The organism is Lentibacillus jeotgali (genome assembly GCF_000224785.1).
GTDB lineage: Bacteria > Bacillota > Bacilli > Bacillales > Amphibacillaceae > Lentibacillus > Lentibacillus jeotgali.
In genome coordinates, this window is record NZ_AGAV01000014.1 from 246,293 (window position 1) to 265,332 (window position 19,040).

At 42.9% G+C, this 19,040-nt stretch carries 19 protein-coding genes; 2 read left to right on the forward strand and 17 right to left on the reverse strand.

Translation table 11 applies throughout. The features are described from left to right. Positions 1-16: 16 nt before the first annotated feature. The 5 genes from ON01_RS10995 to ON01_RS11015 all read right to left on the reverse strand — a co-directional run bounded on the left by ON01_RS10995 (position 17) and on the right by ON01_RS11015 (position 6,046). Complete coding sequence (locus ON01_RS10995; RefSeq protein ID WP_010531096.1) at positions 17-529, reverse strand: adenine phosphoribosyltransferase; 513 nt, start codon at positions 527-529, stop codon at positions 17-19. Beyond that, the gene (gene recJ, locus ON01_RS11000) at positions 519-2,846 is read right to left on the reverse strand and encodes a single-stranded-DNA-specific exonuclease RecJ (RefSeq protein WP_010531097.1); all 2,328 of its coding nucleotides are present in this window, start codon (positions 2,844-2,846) and stop codon (positions 519-521) included. Before recJ ends, ON01_RS10995 begins: the two co-directional genes overlap by 11 nt. A 56-nt stretch (positions 2,847-2,902) precedes the next feature. Then, positions 2,903-3,247 carry a LapA family protein gene (locus tag ON01_RS11005; protein ID WP_010531098.1) on the reverse strand — a complete coding sequence of 115 codons (345 nt, stop codon included), beginning with the start codon at positions 3,245-3,247 and terminating at the stop codon, positions 2,903-2,905. Between the two features lie 171 nt (positions 3,248-3,418). Then, entirely contained in the window at positions 3,419-5,689 is a 2,271-nt protein-coding gene (gene secDF / locus ON01_RS11010; RefSeq protein WP_010531099.1) for a protein translocase subunit SecDF, read from the reverse strand. 45 nt (positions 5,690-5,734) lie between these two features. Next, complete coding sequence (locus tag ON01_RS11015; RefSeq protein ID WP_040912444.1) at positions 5,735-6,046, reverse strand: post-transcriptional regulator; 312 nt, start codon at positions 6,044-6,046, stop codon at positions 5,735-5,737. A gap of 119 nt (positions 6,047-6,165) precedes the next feature. Between ON01_RS11015 and spoVB the strand changes: the two genes are divergently transcribed. Beyond that, a complete protein-coding gene (spoVB, locus tag ON01_RS11020) occupies positions 6,166-7,719 on the forward strand; it encodes a stage V sporulation protein B (protein WP_010531101.1) in 1,554 nt (517 codons plus the stop codon). A gap of 169 nt (positions 7,720-7,888) precedes the next feature. Here spoVB and ON01_RS11025 read toward each other — a convergent pair whose 3' ends face one another. Then, a complete protein-coding gene (locus tag ON01_RS11025; RefSeq protein WP_010531102.1) occupies positions 7,889-9,181 on the reverse strand; it encodes an ArsB/NhaD family transporter in 1,293 nt (430 codons plus the stop codon). Positions 9,182-9,330: 149 nt separating this feature from the next. On the opposite strand from ON01_RS11025, the gene ON01_RS11030 reads away from it, so the two are divergent. Beyond that, on the forward strand, positions 9,331-9,708 hold the full coding sequence (locus tag ON01_RS11030; protein ID WP_010531103.1) for a TIGR04086 family membrane protein: 378 nt from the start codon (positions 9,331-9,333) through the stop codon (positions 9,706-9,708). A gap of 87 nt (positions 9,709-9,795) precedes the next feature. Here the strand turns inward: ON01_RS11030 and yajC are convergent, their stop codons facing one another. From yajC to safA, 11 genes are all read right to left on the reverse strand, one after another. Continuing rightward, complete coding sequence (gene yajC / locus ON01_RS11035; protein ID WP_010531104.1) at positions 9,796-10,065, reverse strand: preprotein translocase subunit YajC; 270 nt, start codon at positions 10,063-10,065, stop codon at positions 9,796-9,798. A gap of 18 nt (positions 10,066-10,083) precedes the next feature. Continuing rightward, positions 10,084-11,223 carry a tRNA guanosine(34) transglycosylase Tgt gene (tgt, locus tag ON01_RS11040; RefSeq protein WP_010531105.1) on the reverse strand — a complete coding sequence of 380 codons (1,140 nt, stop codon included), beginning with the start codon at positions 11,221-11,223 and terminating at the stop codon, positions 10,084-10,086. A 175-nt stretch (positions 11,224-11,398) separates the two neighbouring features. Then, positions 11,399-12,427 (reverse strand): tRNA preQ1(34) S-adenosylmethionine ribosyltransferase-isomerase QueA, encoded by a 1,029-nt coding sequence (gene queA / locus ON01_RS11045; protein WP_010531106.1) that lies wholly within the window; start codon positions 12,425-12,427, stop codon positions 11,399-11,401. A gap of 19 nt (positions 12,428-12,446) precedes the next feature. Further along, positions 12,447-12,638, reverse strand: a complete 192-nt coding sequence (locus ON01_RS11050) for a DUF2905 domain-containing protein (protein WP_138919776.1) — start codon at positions 12,636-12,638, stop codon at positions 12,447-12,449. 2 nt (positions 12,639-12,640) lie between these two features. Beyond that, positions 12,641-13,642 carry a Holliday junction branch migration DNA helicase RuvB gene (gene ruvB / locus ON01_RS11055; protein WP_010531108.1) on the reverse strand — a complete coding sequence of 334 codons (1,002 nt, stop codon included), beginning with the start codon at positions 13,640-13,642 and terminating at the stop codon, positions 12,641-12,643. Positions 13,643-13,657: 15 nt separating this feature from the next. After that, complete coding sequence (gene ruvA / locus ON01_RS11060) at positions 13,658-14,260, reverse strand: Holliday junction branch migration protein RuvA (RefSeq protein ID WP_010531109.1); 603 nt, start codon at positions 14,258-14,260, stop codon at positions 13,658-13,660. A 331-nt stretch (positions 14,261-14,591) separates the two neighbouring features. Further along, complete coding sequence (locus tag ON01_RS11065; protein ID WP_010531110.1) at positions 14,592-15,323, reverse strand: YebC/PmpR family DNA-binding transcriptional regulator; 732 nt, start codon at positions 15,321-15,323, stop codon at positions 14,592-14,594. Between the two features lie 283 nt (positions 15,324-15,606). Then, positions 15,607-16,164 carry a YhcN/YlaJ family sporulation lipoprotein gene (locus tag ON01_RS11070; RefSeq protein ID WP_010531111.1) on the reverse strand — a complete coding sequence of 186 codons (558 nt, stop codon included), beginning with the start codon at positions 16,162-16,164 and terminating at the stop codon, positions 15,607-15,609. 64 nt (positions 16,165-16,228) lie between these two features. Then, positions 16,229-16,975: an NAD(+) synthase gene (nadE, locus tag ON01_RS11075; RefSeq protein WP_010531112.1), complete on the reverse strand. Its 747-nt coding sequence runs from the start codon at positions 16,973-16,975 to the stop codon at positions 16,229-16,231. Between the two features lie 36 nt (positions 16,976-17,011). Continuing rightward, entirely contained in the window at positions 17,012-17,968 is a 957-nt protein-coding gene (locus ON01_RS18575; RefSeq protein ID WP_010531113.1) for a phosphotransferase, read from the reverse strand. Beyond that, positions 17,961-18,893, reverse strand: a complete 933-nt coding sequence (gene safA, locus ON01_RS20080) for a SafA/ExsA family spore coat assembly protein (protein WP_010531114.1) — start codon at positions 18,891-18,893, stop codon at positions 17,961-17,963. The genes ON01_RS18575 and safA overlap by 8 nt, the downstream gene beginning before the upstream one ends. Positions 18,894-19,040 lie beyond the last annotated feature (147 nt).

Here is a 19,040-nt window from a genome sequence, read left to right on the forward strand (position 1 = left end):
AACATAATACTGAACCCTAATATCGCATTAACGTCAGCACGTCATACCCATCCAATTTTTCCAGTCCATTCAGGTAAGATAGTTCAATCAGAAAAGCACATCCGGCAACAATTCCACCCAGTTCTTCCACTAGATTGATTGTTGCCTCAATGGTTCCTCCTGTTGCTAGTAGATCATCAGTAATCAGAACCCGCTGTCCGGGCTTGATAGCGTCCTTATGAATCGTCAACACGTTTTCACCGTATTCGAGACCATAATCAACTTTAATCACTTCACGCGGTAACTTTCCTTCTTTTCTTACAGGCGCAAAGCCTACTTCCAGTGCATAGGAAACGGGGCAGCCAATAATGAACCCTCTTGCTTCAGGTCCGACGACAAGGTCTATATCTTTTTGTCTGGCGTATTCTACAATTTCATCTACTGCTGATTTAAACGCTTTTCCATTATCCATTAATGGTGTAATATCTTTAAATTGTACGCCTTCTCTTGGCCAATCATCAACAATTTGTATATGTTTTTTATAGTCCATAAACTACTTCCTCCTTGGAGCTCACCCTGTCTTTCAGGCATTCGGACAGCCACGTTTTCAGCTCATCATACGTTGAATAATATAGAGTTTTTTCAATTTCGGCTTTTGTCAGCCGTTCCTGATAGACAGCTGATGCCGTTAAATCGTTTTGAACAGGATTTGGATTAATTGTAATGAAACCATCCTCTATTTTAACAAACTCAAGGTCGAAAAACACGTCGGTCATAAATTTGATACGTGGTCTCGTCCATCCTTTTGCTTCCATGATCATGGGCAAGTCCTTATTTATATCAACCCTTTTTCGCTTGAACAGAAGTGCATACAGCCATTTAAAATCCTCTCTTGAGGGGAAAACATTCATGAACGCACTATCCTGCAGTTGAAAACATGCATGGATATTAGTCGGATTCAGTCGCTGCAGCAGTAATTTGAAAGTTTCCAAATCTGTTGGCATATCGAACAAGAATAACGTTTGAGCCTCTTCTAAGCTGTTCACATATGTATCATATGTCATACACCGTACATTACCGGGGAAATCAGTCTTGTTCGGCATTACCTGAAAAACTGCCGCATACTTATGATCAGACTGTACATATGGCGTTAGCTCTATCTGGTTCTTGCCCCGATGATCAAATAACTGGTGCTCATCAATTTTCATATCCTGCAACACAATCTGCACTTTCCGATAGCCATTCCACTCATTAATACCAAGCTCACCGACAACCGATATTGGTGTTTTTGGCGTCAGGTGGTTATATAAATCGCCTAACCCAAAGCCAATACCCTCAAGTGTTTTATTTTGATGACGGAAGTGCATTTTTAAATGTTTTTTATTATTTCCAATTTGCTTTATGTCTACAGGCACCTCTTCTAAATGGAAAACAGGTTTGGGGTTGGCCATGCCAAATGGTGCCAGTTGCCTGATTTCTTCAACTAATTCTTCATTAATCTCCGGTAAGGCTATTGACTTAGCAACCTCAATTTCCTGGGTGAAATCTTCTGAAGTCAGTTCCTGGTGGATCAGATTATTCAATTCGGTTCTTAACCTCTGGAGGTTGTCTATCGGGAGCGTCATTCCAGCAGCCTGGGCATGACCGCCGAAATGTGTGAACACATCCCTTATCTTCATACAGTTTGAAAATAAGTCAAAAGCGGGGATACTCCTGGCAGAACCTTTCATGACCCCATCTTCGGTCATAATGGACAGAACGATTGCCGGTCGATCATATTTTCTAACCAGGTTTGATGCGACAATACCCAATACACCCTGATTCCAGCCTTCTTTTGCTACAACAATGACGCCCTGGTCTTCAATAGGACCTGTCATTTCTTCAGCCTCTTTCACAATAGCACTGACGATATCTTTTCGTTCCTCGTTGATTGATTGGACCATCCCTGCAATTTGATCAGCTTCATCCTGTACATCTGTCAACAGCAGATGGACTGCCAAATCGGCATCCTGTAACCTTCCGACCGCATTCAACCTTGGCCCGATTGAAAATCCGATATCTTGTTCGGAGACGCTATCATCAATGCCACTAACTTTCATTAAAGCCTTCAGCCCTGGTTTGGCGGAACGTGACAAAGCTCTCAGGCCGTAATAAGCAATAATGCGATTTTCCCCCTGTAACGGTACAAGATCGGCAATTGTTCCAACAGCCGCATAATCAAGCAGCTGTTTCGGAAAATACCCGAGCAGACGTTCAGCAAGCTTAAGTGCGACACCTGCCCCTGCAAGCTCTTTAAAACCATAATCAGGGGAACATTTTGGATGAATGATCGCGTAAGCATCCGGCAGTTGCTCCTGTGGTTCGTGGTGATCCGTAATGATCAGATCTATCCCAAGATTTTTAGCGAAAGCTGCTTCATTTACTGCAGCAATACCGGTATCTACTGTTATAATTAAATAGTACCCATTTTCATATGCCGCTCTGAATGCTTCTTCGTTCGGGCCGTAACCTTCTGTGAAGCGATTCGGGATATAGTAATCACAGTGGGCGCCTAGCTCCCGCAGTGTTTTGATCATAATCGCTGTTGAACTGACTCCATCAGCATCATAATCACCGTATACAAGAATTTTTTTATCAGCTTTAATTGCTCTATGTACCCGTTCTGCAGCTTTATCTATATCTGACAACAACTGTACACTATATAATTGATCTAAATCAGGAGAAACAAACGCTTCAGCTTCTTCATGTGTTGTAATGCCCCGCTGAAGTAACAATTCTTTGATAAGCGGTGAGAATCGGTTGGAATCCCAATTAGGTATATCATTTTGACTGTCTCTGAATTTCCATTTCATTTTACTCTCTAACATAAACTCACCCCTGACTAACCCAGTATACAGGAGATAGCCACGGGGAGCAATCAGGTTTATTTATCGTCGGTTTCTTGTTTGTTATTGGCTGACTGGTCATATCCTTTCTGTTTGTAGGCATCTGTTGTATGTAAGCCATGTTTAGTCAAGATCTCTTTCATTTGTTTATTTTCTGATATGAGTGTATTGCGTTCGCGCTGCAGGCGGATCATTTTTACAAGTCCGACGGCTGCTGTTATGATCCCGCCCATTAATACAGAAAACAGGATAACCAATATTAACGGTGCCTCACCACTGCCAAAGAAGTAATTGACTTCCACTGGATCAACATTAATCACTGCAAAAATGGCGACAATTAATACAAAAATAATGGCTAGAATAACATAAGTCTGTCCTCGCAAATTTATCCTCCTTAATAAACGGCTTTGTAGTTAAGTTACCCTTTTTCATTTCTGGATAACCATAAGGAAACCCCTGAAGTTCTCTAACCTCAGGGGTCTGATTTAACCCACATGTAACTGTCCCTAAATGCCCGGTTCTGTTCAACTCCCACTGATTAAAGTTTCACTTTACTATACTTGCGGGCCTTCCGTACGTTTCTTTTTGGCATAGACAACCGGTTTGTTCTTGATATTTCTTCCGCGCCAGACAAGCCACAGCTGAGACGCAAGGAATAATGACGAATACGTACCGGCAAGAAGACCGACTGCCAGTGCGATGGCAAAGCCGGTAATCGACTGCGCACCAAGGAATAAGAATGCGAGTACCGCAATCATGGTTGTAACTGTCGTGTTAATACTGCGGGTCATTGTCTGCACAAGACTTCGATTGACAATCCTAGCTAGTTCCTTAAACGATTTAACCCGTTTCTTTTTCTTGAGATTTTCACGTATTCGGTCAAACGTGACAATCGTATCGTTGATGGAATAACCGATAATCGTGAGTATCGCTGCAACAATCGTCACATCAAACTCGATCTGCGTCAGACTGAAAACTGCCAATATGAAAAATGCATCATGGACCAGGGCAATAATCGCTGTAATACCGAAAAACAATTCAAATCGGATGGTGACATAGATGATCATGCCGATAGAGGCGATTGCCACTGCATAAAGCGCATTTTTCACCAGTTCCTCGCCAACTATCGGAGAAACAACACTGACACTCGTATCCGCATTGAAATTCTCCTGGAAGTACGATTGTATATCAGAAATCCGGTCTTCATCAATTACCCGGTCATAGCGGAGAATGGCTCCCCCATTATTATCGCCTGTCAGTACAACTGACTCGGCTTGCAAGTCCAGTTCTTCCAAACCGCTTTCTATTTCCTCAGTATTCAGGCTGTTTTCTGCCGATAGCTGAATTCTAGATCCGCTTGTGAAATCAATTCCGGGATTGAGCTGAAACATTCCCAGTGAAGCCGTTCCAAGAATAACCATCAACGCAGAAGCTACAAAGAATTTTTTGCGATGCTGAACCACATTGGGCTCCCGGTTAAACACTTTCGGCTCATATTCATTTGAATCGGCTATATCCTTAATATCTTTTCGCTTTACACCGAACCAGCCTGGGCGGTTCTTCAAGAATTTGCTCTTAACCCAGAGCCCCATCAATAATCTTGTGCCATAAACTGCTGTCAGAAAGCTGACAACTATACTGAGAATCAGCATCGTGGCAAACCCTTTAACAGCGCTCGTACCAAAAATGAACAGGACTGCTGCCGCCAGGATTGTTGTAATGTTAGCATCCACAATGGCTCTGAGCGAGTTTTTCGAACCTGCTCTGAAGGAAGCCTGTACGGATTTGCCTTCTCTCAGTTCTTCTTTAATCCGTTCAAAGGTAATCACATTCGCATCGACTGCCATACCGACACCAAGAATCAGCGCCGCTATCCCCTGCAAGGTGAGCACACCGTTCATCAGATTAAAGACTAATAGTACCAAAAAGATATAAACACTTAAATTAATAGCTGCAATAATGCCAGGGAAACGATATACAGCCATCACGAACAGAAAGACAATGGCAATGCCGATAATGCCTGCGAAGACAGTTTTATCCAATGCCTGTTCACCGAACTGTGCCCCGACTGTATTGGAATAGAGCTCAGTCATGTTGACCGGCAATGACCCGGCATTGATAATATCGGCCAGCCGCTGGGCAGATTCTACGGTAAAATCACCGTTAATCATCACATCCGTCGTATTCAGGGTTTGATCAACCTGAGGAGCTGAAACATATTTTGGATCCTCTGTGCCATATTCCTCTGCAAATGAATTACCTTCCTGATAGTCCATCCACATGACAAGCAGGTTATCCGGATAAGGCGTTTCCGGGTTTTGTTTGTCTTTTATTCTGCTGGTGATTTCACCAAATTGTGATCCATCCTTCAGCTGCAGTGTGACGATCGGTTGGTTTGTCTGCTGGCTGAAATCCTGCTGTGCAGCGCCTTCTACAAAGTCTGAACCATCCAGAAGCCTCTCGTCTTCAACATTCCGTAAAGACAATCGTGCAGATGTTGATAATAAGTCACGGGCTTCTTCTTGATTTTCAACCCCTGCCAGCTGTACGCGTATTCGATCGTCGCCTTCGATATTTATATTTGCCTCACTGATACCCAGACTGTTCACACGCTCATTAAGAATTCTGACGGTATTTTCGAGGAGTTCTCTGTCAGTTTCCTGGTCTTCCTCAACAGGCTCAACTTGATACAAAATTTCAAAACCGCCCTGAAGATCGAGACCCAGCTTAATATCTTTCGCAATTCCAGTTACCGTTGAACCAATCGTTCCTGCCAATACAAGTACGATCAGAAAAAAGGCAACAATTCTGCCTCTGGTTTTCATCTGTCGTTTTTCCTCCCTTAAATTCCGAGGGTCATTCGTTATGTATCATTCATTTATTTCTTCCTGATCATTTTCAGTCAATGCTGCAATTGACGCAGCCAGGTTATCATCCTGATAGGCGTTGATTGTTAAATAACTCATATAAATATTTGAAGACAAATGAAAAATATCCTGAACCACTTCATATAAACGTTTGGAAGGATCCCCCTTCCATACTTTCTCTTCAAGACATTGCCATACATCCTCAGCAGTTGCATGATTATACCCTATAAGCCGCAGTTCACCTGCTTTACTTTTTAACGCCGGTTCGATATCCGCTTTCCATTCACTGACTGCTTTCATCATACTCTCAACCATCCCCCCTTCGCAAACCCTTTGCCGCTTTATATCGTGATGCTTGTCATGCTTGGCCCACCATATTGCATATATATCATTGTATCTGAAAATATATTTTTTGAGAAGGTAGGTCGGCAATATTGACCAAACAAACATTTCTGCAGGGAACGCTAATCCTGATAATGGCAGGCATGATAACAAGACTGCTCGGCTTTATTAACCGACTGGTTATAGCAAGGGTGATGGGCGAGGAAGGTGTCGGTTTATATATGATGGCACTTCCCACACTATTTCTGGTTATCACACTCACACAGCTTGGGCTTCCAGTCGCGATTTCCAAACGCGTATCTGAAGCGGAAGCCAAAAATGATAAAGCTAAAATCAAGCGGATTCTTGTCATTTCAATGCTCGTAACCGGTATAACGAGTGTTGCTTTTACAATTGGTATGATTACCGCAGCTCCCTTTATTGCAACAACATTGCTGACTGATGAACGGACACTGTATCCGCTGGTTGCCATCAGCCCAATTGTACCGATTGTTGCCATCTCTTCTGTTCTCAAAGGCTATTTTCAGGGAAGGCAAAATATGAAGCCGCAAAGCTATGCACTGGTCATCGAACAGTTTATAAGAATTATTTTTGTTGCTTTTTTTGTAAAACTGCTGCTGCCTTATGGCGTTGAATTCGCTGCAGCCGGTGCCATGTTTAGTGTTATACTCGGTGAACTTGCATCGATGTTATATTTGAGCGGTGTTTTTAAACGGCAAAAAATTGTACGAGTCCGGAACCGATTCTTTCATTATGTCAAGTCCAGCAAAAGTACATTGCAGGAACTGTTTTCCATTTCATTGCCAAGTACGGGAAGCCGGCTGATCGGCAACATATCACACTTTCTGGAGCCGATACTCGTTGCGCAAAGTCTCGCCATCGCTGGTATTTCCAGTTCACTGGCGACTAAGCAATACGGTGAATTGACCGGATATGTATTACCATTGCTTTTTTTGCCTACATTTATTACAAATTCGCTATCAATTGCATTGGTCCCCTCCATATCGGAGGCTGATGCACATCAAAATAAACACCTAATCCATTATCGGATTCATCAATCCATCAGAATCTCATTTGCATCAGGAGCGATTGCAACCGTTGTGCTTACTTTATTCGCAGCTCCAATCTTAAATTATATGTATGGAACCGATAATGCAAGTCATTTTTTAGTACTTATGGCTCCTTTTTTCATCCTGCTCTATATTCAATCGCCACTACAGGCTGCACTGCAGGCACTCGACCTCGCAAGACCAGCCATGTGGAACAGTTTAATCGGTGCAGCCATTAAACTCACTGTTCTCTTCTTGTTGGCGTCAAATCCGAATTTTGGCATAAACGGTGTTGCAATCGCCATGTCCGTCGGTGTTATCCTTGTGACATTATTGCATCTAGCCAGCCTTTATAAGGAAATCGGATTTATGATAGCAGGCGGGGACCTGGTGAAAATGGGCATGCTTGTCTCTCTGACATGGATTTGCGGGAGTTTTTTACGAGGGATGTTTACAGGTCTGGAGTCCAACCTGTTTGTGTTTGCCCTGACGCTCATTGCTTTACTGGTCATCTATACCATTCTGCTCTTTATTTTACGGTTCCTTACAAAAGAAGAGCTGAAGCAAATACCTGTCCTGCAAAAATGGCTGTCATAGTATGAACAAGTGAAGACTCAAACAGCTGTTTTGCCTACTCTATATACTAAATTTTTATATCCTTCTGTTCTTTCTTTCCATATAAAAAACGCCGGTGCCCCCGGCGTTATATTTTTGCAACTAAAGCTTTCGCCATTAAAGCTTGGCGATCTGCCGGGTTTTCTAAACATTAAGACATATATGGAATTAAATACCGAATGTAAATATAAATTGTTGATACCACCAGTGATAAAACAACAAACGGAATGCCGTACAGCATATAACGAATGAACGACAGTTTTTCCCCCTCCCCTTCAGCGAGACCCGCCACCACCACATTGGCAGAAGCTCCGATAAGCGTTGCATTACCTCCCAGACAGGCCCCCAACGCCAGAGACCACCATATAGGATCCAAATAGACCATGCCATATCCCTGGAATTCTTCAACAACCGGAATCATTGCTGCCACAAACGGGATATTATCAACAATACCTGAAAACAACCCGGATACCCACAAAATTAAAATAGCTGTGGCAGCAAAGTCGCCATCGGTCCAAAGAATAATGGCTCTTGCCAATTCATCAATGATCCCGGCAGATTCAAGCCCGCCTACCAGCGTAAAAAGCCCGATAAAGAAGAATAACGTCACCCACTCAACCCTCGAAAAAATGTGTTCCGCATCCAACTCTTTTTCAGTCAACAAGAGTAAGAGAACTGCGCCGCTCAATGCAATGACAGTCAAATCGATATGTAGGAATGCATGCAGCAAAAAACCCAACAGTGTCATGGTCAAAACAGCTATTGACTGATATAGCATCGGCGAGCGCACAAGATAGGCAGATGCGTCAGCTTTCATCAATTCCTCCGCGCTGCCATTTTCAGAGCGCAGTGACCTTCTGAACAAAGGCAGCACTACCATCAGCATAATGATGAACATCAACAAGGCTACTGGTGCCAAGTGGTTGATAAACGACAAAAATGTCAAGTGGTCAACGGCCTGTCCGATCATTATATTTGGCGGATCTCCAATAAGAGTGGCAGTCCCTCCAATATTAGAACTGAAAATAACGACAAGCAGATAGGGAAAAACCGGCAGTTTTAATTGTCTTGTAATTTTCAGGATGATTGGAACAAGTATAAGAACTGTCGTAACATTATCCAATAGCGCTGAACCCATGGCAGTAAGTATGCTCACAGCAATTAACAGCGGAACCGGCGAACCCCGCACTTGCTGGGATAGCCGAACGGCAATAAACGAAAACAGACCGGTCTTTTCGGTAATCGAGATGAGAACCATCATTGAGAACAGTAATGCGATTGTGTTCCAGTCAATATATTTCGTAAACATGTCATCAACGCTGTAAATTCCGGTTAATAGCAGCAATGTTCCACCAGCCATTGCTACAACAGCCCGGTTAATCTTTTCAGTCATGATAAATAAATAACTGACAGCAAAAATGACTCCAGCCAATATAACGTCCATAAAGCATCCTCTTTCAGTGTAATAGGTGACCCTTCTTACAAATATATGCCAGAGACCATAAAATATTTTCAGTCTTTTTTTCGGTTTGGACGAATATGATAATGATGCATGGACACATGGACAATCATTTGGAGGGAGGCTGAACGAGCGTGCAGAAACAGCAATTTATTGGCCTGCTGTATGGATGGATTATTATTCTCGGGTTGTTACTGCTGACAAGTATCATTCTGGCATTTTTACTTCGATTTACCGGGATGAATGAAATGACGCTCTCCTGGATCACATTGGCTGTTGGACTGATCAGTTTATTTATCGGCGGCATTGTTGCCGGTGTTAAAGGAAAAGAAAAGGGCTGGGTCATAGGAACAATAACAGGGGCAGGTTTTACACTATTTACCTTCCTTGTGCAATACCTGGGCTACCAGCAAGGGTTTTCACTGGAACAGTCACTGCACCATGCAGGCTTCATATTGGCAGCACTTCTTGGTGGCGTTATCGGAGTGAATACGATCAAATCGGAAAGCTAAAAACATAAAGAAGTCAGTTGCGGATGCACTGACTTCTTTTTATTGGCGCTTTTTAGCTTCTGCCTTTATGTATTAACTCATAAAGTTCTACTGCGCATTATCAGTTTTAACTTCGCGGATTGCTGAACGATCATACGTCAGTTTCGGACCGTCACCAGCCTGAAGCACGACTGTATCTTCATCAAGTGCATGAATCTCGGCATGAAGACCGCCGATTGTCACCACTTTATCACCTTTTTGCAAATCAGCCTGCATTTGTCTTACTTGCTTCTGCCGCTTTTGCTGAGGGCGGATGAGCAGGAAATAAAAAATCACAAACATTAAGATAATCGGTAATAGTGACACTAATGTATTCACTTGCATGTCCCTCCTTTATTAAAAGTTCTTCGCATTCTCTTTATTAAAACCATACTGTTCAAAGAATGCTTCTTTAAAATCGCCAAGCCTGTCTTCAGCAATTGCTGTACGTACTTGCTCCATTAATTTTAACAGAAAATACAAGTTATGGTAAGTAGTAAGCCTGAATCCGAATGTTTCATTGCATTTTACCAAATGCCTGATATAGGCACGCGTATAATTCCAGCATACATGACAATCACAATCTTCATCAATCGGGCTGAAATCCCGGGCATATTTGGCATTACGTACAACCAGTCTGCCATCCGAAGTCATACATGTCCCATTACGGGCAATACGCGTCGGGAGTACACAATCAAACATGTCGATGCCGCGGATTGCTCCGTCGATCAATGAATCCGGTGAGCCGACACCCATTAAATAACGTGGTTTACCGGAAGGCAGCAGCGGGGTTGTATATTCCAACATGCGGTTCATGATATCTTTGGGTTCACCGACTGACAACCCTCCAATCGCATAACCGGGAAAATCAAGCGATACCAGATCCTCTGCACTCTGTTTTCTCAGATCTTTGTGCTCTCCCCCCTGGACAATACCGAATAATCCCTGTTCAGAAGTGCGTTCGTGGGCTCCCAAACAACGCTCTGCCCAACGTGATGTCCGTTCAACCGAAGCTTTCATATAATCATGTGATGCCGGGTATGGCGGGCATTCATCAAAGGCCATCATAATGTCTGAACCAAGTGAATTTTGAATGTTCATTGCTTTTTCAGGAGAAAGGAACAATTTCTCTCCACTCAAATGATTCCGAAAATGAACGCCTTCCTCCTTTATATCCCGCATATCACTCAGGCTGAAGACCTGAAAACCGCCTGAGTCAGTTAAAATCGCGCCACCCCAGTTCATAAATTGATGCAGTCCCCCTGCTTCCTCAACAATATCTTCCCCAGGCCGCAACCATAAGTGGTATGTATTGGACAAAATAATATTGGCATTCATCTCTTTTAATTCTTCCGGGCTCATCGTCTTTACGGTCGCCAATGTTCCAACTGGCATAAATGCCGGTGTGTCAAATGACCCATGCGGTGTATGGACCTTTCCAAGACGCGCACCTGTCTGCTTGCATGTTTTTATTTGTTCATACGTAATTGCGTTCATATTATTCGTTCCTTTGCTGTAAAGTGAAACTTCAATAAGGGGGCTCTTTTATCCCCCACTGATTGTTAGTTGAACAGAATCGGGCATTTAGGGCCAGATAGACGCTGTATTTTCTGCGGATTACTGTCCATTAGATGCGGGATATAAGATTCACCTTTTACTATCCTAATTTGAATTATAGAATTAACATCGCATCTCCAAAGCTGAAGAAACGATAGCGTTCATTTACGGCTTCCTGATAAGCATACATGATGCTCTCCCTTCCGGCAAATGCGCTAATCATCATGATCAACGTCGATTTAGGCAGGTGAAAATTAGTGATCAGTCCATCAATCGCTTGAAATTCATACGGCGGATAAATAAAAATATCCGTCCATCCGCTTGATTCAGCAAATTTACCATCATTGTCACGCACAATCGTCTCCAAGGTCCTTGTTGAGGTTGTACCGACTGAAATAATTCGCCCGCCCCGTTTTCTAACTGATGTAAGTGCATCAGCAGTTTCTTTTGACATGTGATAGAACTCTGCATGCATTTTATGATCTTCAATGTTATCGGTACTGACTGGCCTGAATGTGCCCAAACCAACATGCAGCGTAATAAACTCAATGCTCACGCCCATGTCCCGAATCTCGCCAAGGAGTTCATTTGTAAAATGCAATCCTGCAGTCGGAGCGGCAGCTGAACCTTCCTCTTTCGCATAAACTGTCTGATAACGCTCTTTCTCCGGTAACTGCTTTTTTATATAAGGCGGAAGCGGCATTTCTCCAAGTTCATCGAGTATTTCATAAAATATACCCTCATACTCCAACTGCAAAATTCGGCCGCCATGCTCTTTAAGTCCAACGCACGTTGCGCGGAGTTTCCCGTCACCAAAAACGATAACTGTTCCAACCTTAGCCTTCTTGGCCGGTTTTACAAGGACTTCCCATGTAGCCTCTTCCTGCTGATGAAGCAGCAGCACTTCTACTTTTGCCCCAGTTTCCTGCTTGATGCCATATAACCTGGCCGGTAGAACCCGTGTATCATTCAGTACAAGACAATCGCCTTTTTTTAGGTAGTTTTTGATATCTGTAAATTGTTTATGCTCCACTTCTCTTGTTCCACGCTGCAATACAAGCAAACGGGAGGCTGTGCGATCTTTCAAAGGTGTTTGTGCGATTAACTCTTCCGGCAGATTAAAATCAAAATCCTCTATATTCATGATGCTCTCCTAACTATATCTAGCGAAATTTTCCTATAATAAAAAAGATGAGTGTCAAAATGATACTGACAACAATTGATGTCATGATCGGGAAATGGAACGTAAAATTATCACGTTTAATGGTGATATCTCCTGGCATTTTGCCGATAAACGACCAGATGATACCAATCACAACAAAAATAATACCGAGAATGATAAACATTTTGCCCATATTCATTTACTATCTTTCCTTATGCCAAAATGATGGTATGCTTTCGGTGTCACAACACGTCCTCGTGGTGTGCGCTGAATAAAACCGATTTGCAGTAAATACGGCTCGTACACATCTTCAATCGTTTGCGATTCTTCTCCGATTGTCGCTGCTATCGTATCCAACCCCACTGGACCACCCTGAAAACCGTCGATAATAGCATTCAGTAATTTATGATCAATATGATCTAGTCCAGCCTTATCTACCTGCAGCATATCCAATGCATCATCCGTTGTTTGCAGACTGATCTCCGCCTCCCCTTTGACTTGCGAGATATCGCGAATCCGCTTCAGAAGTCTGTTAGCAATCCGGGGCGTTCCCCTTGAACGGCTGGCAACCTCCAGGGCTGCTTCATGGGTAATCGATGTTTCAAAAATCTCGGCTGTCCGTTCGACGATATCACACAATTCGTTTGAACCATAAAACTCCAGCCTGCTCAAGACCCCAAAACGATCTCGCAATGGAGCTGATAACAACCCGGCCCTTGTAGTCGCACCTACCAATGTAAACGGCGGCAAATCAATCTGCACAGACCGTGCACTCGGTCCGTTCCCAATAACAATATCAATAAAAAAATCTTCCATTGCCGGATACAATATTTCTTCAACAGACCTTGGCAATCGGTGTACCTCATCAATAAACAGAACATCACCGGGCTCAAGGGATGAAAGGATTGCAGCAAGATCACCAGAACGTTCTATCGCGGGGCCCGATGTTGAACGGAACTGAACCCCCATTTCATTGGCAATAATTGCTGCCAGCGTTGTTTTACCTAAACCCGGAGGTCCATATAATAATACATGGTCAAGCGCTTCATCACGCATTTTAGCAGCTTGAATAAAAATACTTAAATTATCTTTAACTTTCTTCTGACCGATATACTGATTCAGATTTGTGGGGCGGAGACTGAGTTCAACAGAGGAATCCTCATTCTGTAATTCACCTGTGACCATGCGCTCATCCATCATTATCCCACCTTGTTAATTTTTCATTAGCAATGCCAGTGCTTTACGTACGATTTCATCGGTATTAGTATTGCCTACGTTTTGCAGTTCAGGGGTAATTGTTTTAATTTCCCGCTCGGTGTAGCCAAGTGATTTTAATGCTTCCCGGGCTTCCTGCAGCTCTCTTGAAATTTCGCGAGATGGGGTATCCCCGGCAGATTGGACAGGTATAGCTGCGATGGCAGACAATTTTCCTTTTAAATCAAGAATAATCTGTCTGGCCGTCTTTTTACCTATACCTGGAAAACTGGTCAGAAATTTGTCGTCTTCGCGTTCAATCGCTTCAATGAATCCCTGTGTATCAACACCTGCGAGGATAGCTAATGCACCTTTTGGCCCGATCCCGGATACGGAAATAAGTTTTGTGAACAGCAATTTCTCATCTTCATCCCGAAAGCCATACAGAACCTGTGTGTCTTCACGGACATAATGATATGTATGAATGGTTACTTTGTCATCTAATGATGCCTGAAACGCAAATGGGCTGGCACAGAAAACCTCATATCCAACTCCCTGTACATCAACAATGACAGCATCTTCATGTATATTGATCAATGTTCCTTTTATATAAGCAATCATATGACTTCTCCTTATAGATCGTGTTCAAAAAGGAGGATAAAAAGAACCGAGAAGTTCGAGGCGGCACAGTTTCGAGCACAGGAGAAACTTCCTGAATTCACATCCCATGCGTCCCACGCGACATTAGTGCTATTCTTTTCCAAGGAGCGGAATGTACGCGTTTAGATACCTGAGCTGCGGAGAAACAAGCCAACTAGAAACACCGATGTGTCATTTTTACCGGACTTTTTGAACATCCACTTATAGACCTCACCCTAGTTTAACATAAGTATCCAGGTTAGCCAGAAAGAAAACTTCCATTCTCCATACAGAAGAATAGAAGTCTCTTGGATTAACTCGATGTTTCCATGTTGTGATGGATATCCTGTGTATCCTCACTGTCTTCCAGCATATCAATCAGGTTCAGCATCTTTTGTTCATCATCTTCGGAAGGGGTGCTGTAAGTTTGCGGGAAAAATGTTACGTCTGCTTGGTCGATTTCATAATTATTTTCACGCAATTGATCACGGACATTTTGAAAATTTTCCGGGTCGGTGTATATTGCATATACACCATCCTCGGCGACAATATCATCTGCACCGGCTTCAATTGCTTCCATGCTTATCTCATCCTCATCAATGGAGTCATCTTTATCTTCAACGAGAATGTAGCCTTTACGGTCAAACATAAAAGTTACACTGCCATTCTCCCCAAGATTACCGTTATTTTTCTTAAAAGCATGCCTGACTTCTGAAGCTGTACGATTTTTATTGTCCGTTAATACATTCACAATGACAGCGACACCTCCAGGTCCATAGCCTTCATAGGTGATTTCTTCATAATGAACACCATCAAGATCACCGGTTGCCTTTTTGATGGCACGCTCAATATTATCGTTCGGCATATTGTCCGATTTTGCCTTATCAACCGCTGTCCTTAGTGTCGCATTCATATCCATGTCACCTCCGCCCTCTTTGGCGGCAGTATATATATTTTTGGCATGGCGCATAAATATTTTGCCCTTTTTGGCATCCTGGGCGTTCTTTCTCCGTTGTATATTATGCCATTTAGAATGACCAGCCATAGGACATTCTCCTCTCTCCTCAAAAATTTCCTTTTTAACTATATCAAAAAAAAGCCAATCAATAAAGCGAAACTTCATTTAGTGAGGTGCCCTCCCACACTAAATGTTAGTTGAGCAGAATCGGGCATTTACGGACAGTTAGCCCAGGTTTTCCGGGGATTACTGTCCGTTACATGCGGGGTAAAGTGAAACTTCATTTAGTGAGGTGCCCCTGGTGGGGTGCCCCTCCCACACTAAATGTTAGTTGAGCAGAATCGGGCATATAGCCATTTATCGACAAAGCTTAAAAATCTTCTCTGTCACGGTTGAAGAATTCACGCAAAAACTCCCGCATATCCCCATTTAGTTGATCGGGCCGCGCATCCTTGTTACGCATGCGGTCCCAATATATATCATCTGTATAAACGTAAATTTCTTTTGTCGGGACCATATCCTGAACTTCCTGCTCGATTCGTTCGCGCATATCCGATGGTGCCTGATCGGTCAGCATAACGCCAACGACCACCCTGTCTTCAGATACGGCAACCTGTGCTTGCCGGACATCTTTACGATTTTTTAAATGTTTCGAAATGGACATCGACATTTCATTTGTGAACAAATCACTTTGCGCGTCTTCATCTCCGTCGTTCAGCTCTTTCTGTTCACTTTGCAGGTAACCGCCTTGTTCGTCAATTCCTTGGTCCTCTCTTCCAAGCCGTTCGTTCTGTTCCTTTTCTGTTTCATAATTGATTAGCTGGGAATTCATGTGTTCCTCGGAACCTTCTTCCCCTGTTTCATATTGTGCACAGCCGATAAATAAAAAGGAAACGGCTGGTATGGTTATCCATTTGATTATCCGCATAAAAAAACCTCCCTTATCTTTAGGGTGGATAAGCGAGGTTTTTTTAAACAGTTAAATAAAGGAATTATTTATCCGTACGGTGAAATTGCTTAACGGGTTCTCGTTTATGAGCAGTTCGCCGGTGCATGCTATCAATGATTTCTCTGTCCTTATCCGGGATTTCTTTACCCTCCAGATAGGCATCAATTTTATCATAAGTCGTTCCGATTTCTGCTTCATCCGTCTGTCCTTCCCAGAGTCCGGCGCTCGGTTTTTTTGTTAAAATGTCATCTCTGACACCCAGGTACTTTCCAATTTCTCTCACCTCTTGCTTGGTAAATTCCACCAATGGGAGAATATCCACACCGCCGTCACCATATTTTGTGAAATATCCAATATGCCACTCTGCCGCATTATCTGTTCCGACAACCAGATAGTTGTAATGCGCTGCAATCGTGTAAAGGGTGCTCATTCGCAGACGTGCCCTGAGATTGGCACCTGCAAGCTGATCATTCTCCTGTTCGAATGAATTATTCTGTTTTAACTCATCGCTTATCGACGCGTACATCATTTGATGTGTTTCAGTCAAATCAACTGTCATCTCATTGATGCCTGAGCTCTCAGTCACTTTTTTCGCATGATCCATATCCTCCGGGTTACTGTTAAGCGGCAGTATCACACCGAGTGAATCATCGGGAAAGGCGCGTTGAATAAGATGAGCGACAACTGCTGAATCCAATCCGCCGCTGACACCGACCAACACCCCGTTGACGCCCGCTTCACGGACACTTTCATGGAGCCATTGCACAATTTGATCTACTGTTTTTTCCATAACTACCACCTTATTGTTATTCAAATTTCCTATAGTTTAGTTTAGCACGGTTTGAACCATTTTCAAAAAAGATTGACGCTTATTCCAATTTGTCTCAAGTTCAGTTAAATAATCGTGGGCTAATCGGCTAGAATTACCATTAATATAGTGCAGCCATTCCCGCATAATATCACTTGGAAGCAGTATTGCATCCAGCCACAGCTTCAGGTGCTTTTCGTGAACCATTTTATATGACATGAGCCGGTTCAAATCCCAGTCCAAATAAGGCAGAAACCGTTGACCGAGCTGTATATAATCATATATACCCGAAGTGCATGTCAATAAATCAAAATCGATCATAAAAACGTGGCCGTCATACCGGATAAAGTTATGTGAGGCGACATCACCATGTATCCAGATGCCTGTTTTCAGAGATTCGTTTTCTAAATTAGATAAGGGTGAATGCGCTAGTTCCTGCAATTGGTGTTCAGTTGTTTGAACAATATTCAGGAACAGTGTGGCAAAGCCCAATTGTTTAAATAAATGCTCTGTGTTTTTAAACCTTTGCAGTCTGTTGTACCAGCGTTGATAAAACAATTCCTTTCTGAAAGGTCTATTAATCCTAATGCCTTTTGTTTCGGTATGAAATGTTTGTAACGTCCGTAAGCTAGCTGCACGATCACCGGGGGAGGCATAGTTTAATTTGCGCCCTGGGATATATGGTGAAATTGTCCAGCAGTATCCATTGTCAATCAGGAATCGCTTGTCATTCGGGAATCGTCGAAATGGGACAATGAACGAACATGTCTGCCGGTCAAAAAAATGCCATTGATGTTCAACTCTCAGCCTGTTGTTATGACGTTTAAGAATTAATTGGTCTCCATTTTCCGCTTCCATATAAAAGACATGCTTTTGAATCCGATACATATAAGTCGTTTTCAGCATGCTTTTTTTCCGCAAAAAAGAAGAGAGACGATCTAAACTCATCTCGTCTCCTTGATTTAAATTATTCATTTGCTGAATCTTCTTCATCTTCGCGGAACCAGGTGTCAAAACCAGGCGGTTGCGGCATTGGAGCATGACTGTTGTACGGCAAGGTTGACGGTGGCATTTGCGGGTTATGATAGCCGTGTTGCATTCCCATCGATTTTGGCGGGAATTTCGGCCCATATGCCCCATGGTTGGTCATATTGTGGTTTTGTGACGGGCTTTCCGGCATATTCATATAGGACGGTTGTTCCATCATATTACCATAATGCGGTAACTGCGGCATTTGTCCTTGATGGTGATACATGGGATGCATTTGCATCGGCTGCTCCATCGGCTTTGGCACCGAATAATGAGGCATCGGCATTGGTTGATGATACACTGGCATTTGCATTGGTTTCGGTCCGCCGCATCCGCAATCCTTGTATCCGCCGGAATATGGGCTTACTTGCGGTGCTGGTGGTGGCGGACAAGGCTCATGCTGATAAAATGCCAGATCAGGTTTAGGAAGTGAATGACAGCATATCTTTTCTTTTTCAATTGGTTTATCCTCAGGCTGCTTGTAGGCAGGTATTTGTGGAAGATTAATTGTGGTGTAGTAGTTCATTTCCTGCTCCATAGAAGGCATTTTCGGCTGCATCGGCATCTTAGGCTTTATATCTTTCGGCTGTTTAACATCATCTTCCTTTGTAACCGGCATTGGTTTTGGCGATGTGTCTTTATACGGCTTTTCAGCAATGGGCTTCTGTGTTTCTTTCTGAACTTCCTTATGCTGCATTTCCTCTTTTTTGACTGGTTTTGATGAAGCAGGTATTTTGATTTTCATGCCTGGCATAATCATATCCGGACTTGACAGCTGCGGATTCAACTGTTTTACTTGTTCAAAATCAGCCCCGTATTGTTTTGCTATTTCCCATAATGTATCGCCTTTTTGTACAATGTGAATTCTCAATTATAAACAGACTCCTTTCAATCCAGATTCGTACTGGGCAAATCACTCATTATCACCATATGCAGACAGATATCAAATGTTGAACTAAAAATAATAAAAAGCCGCCTGCACCTGATCAGTAACAGACGGCATTAATTATAAAGTGAA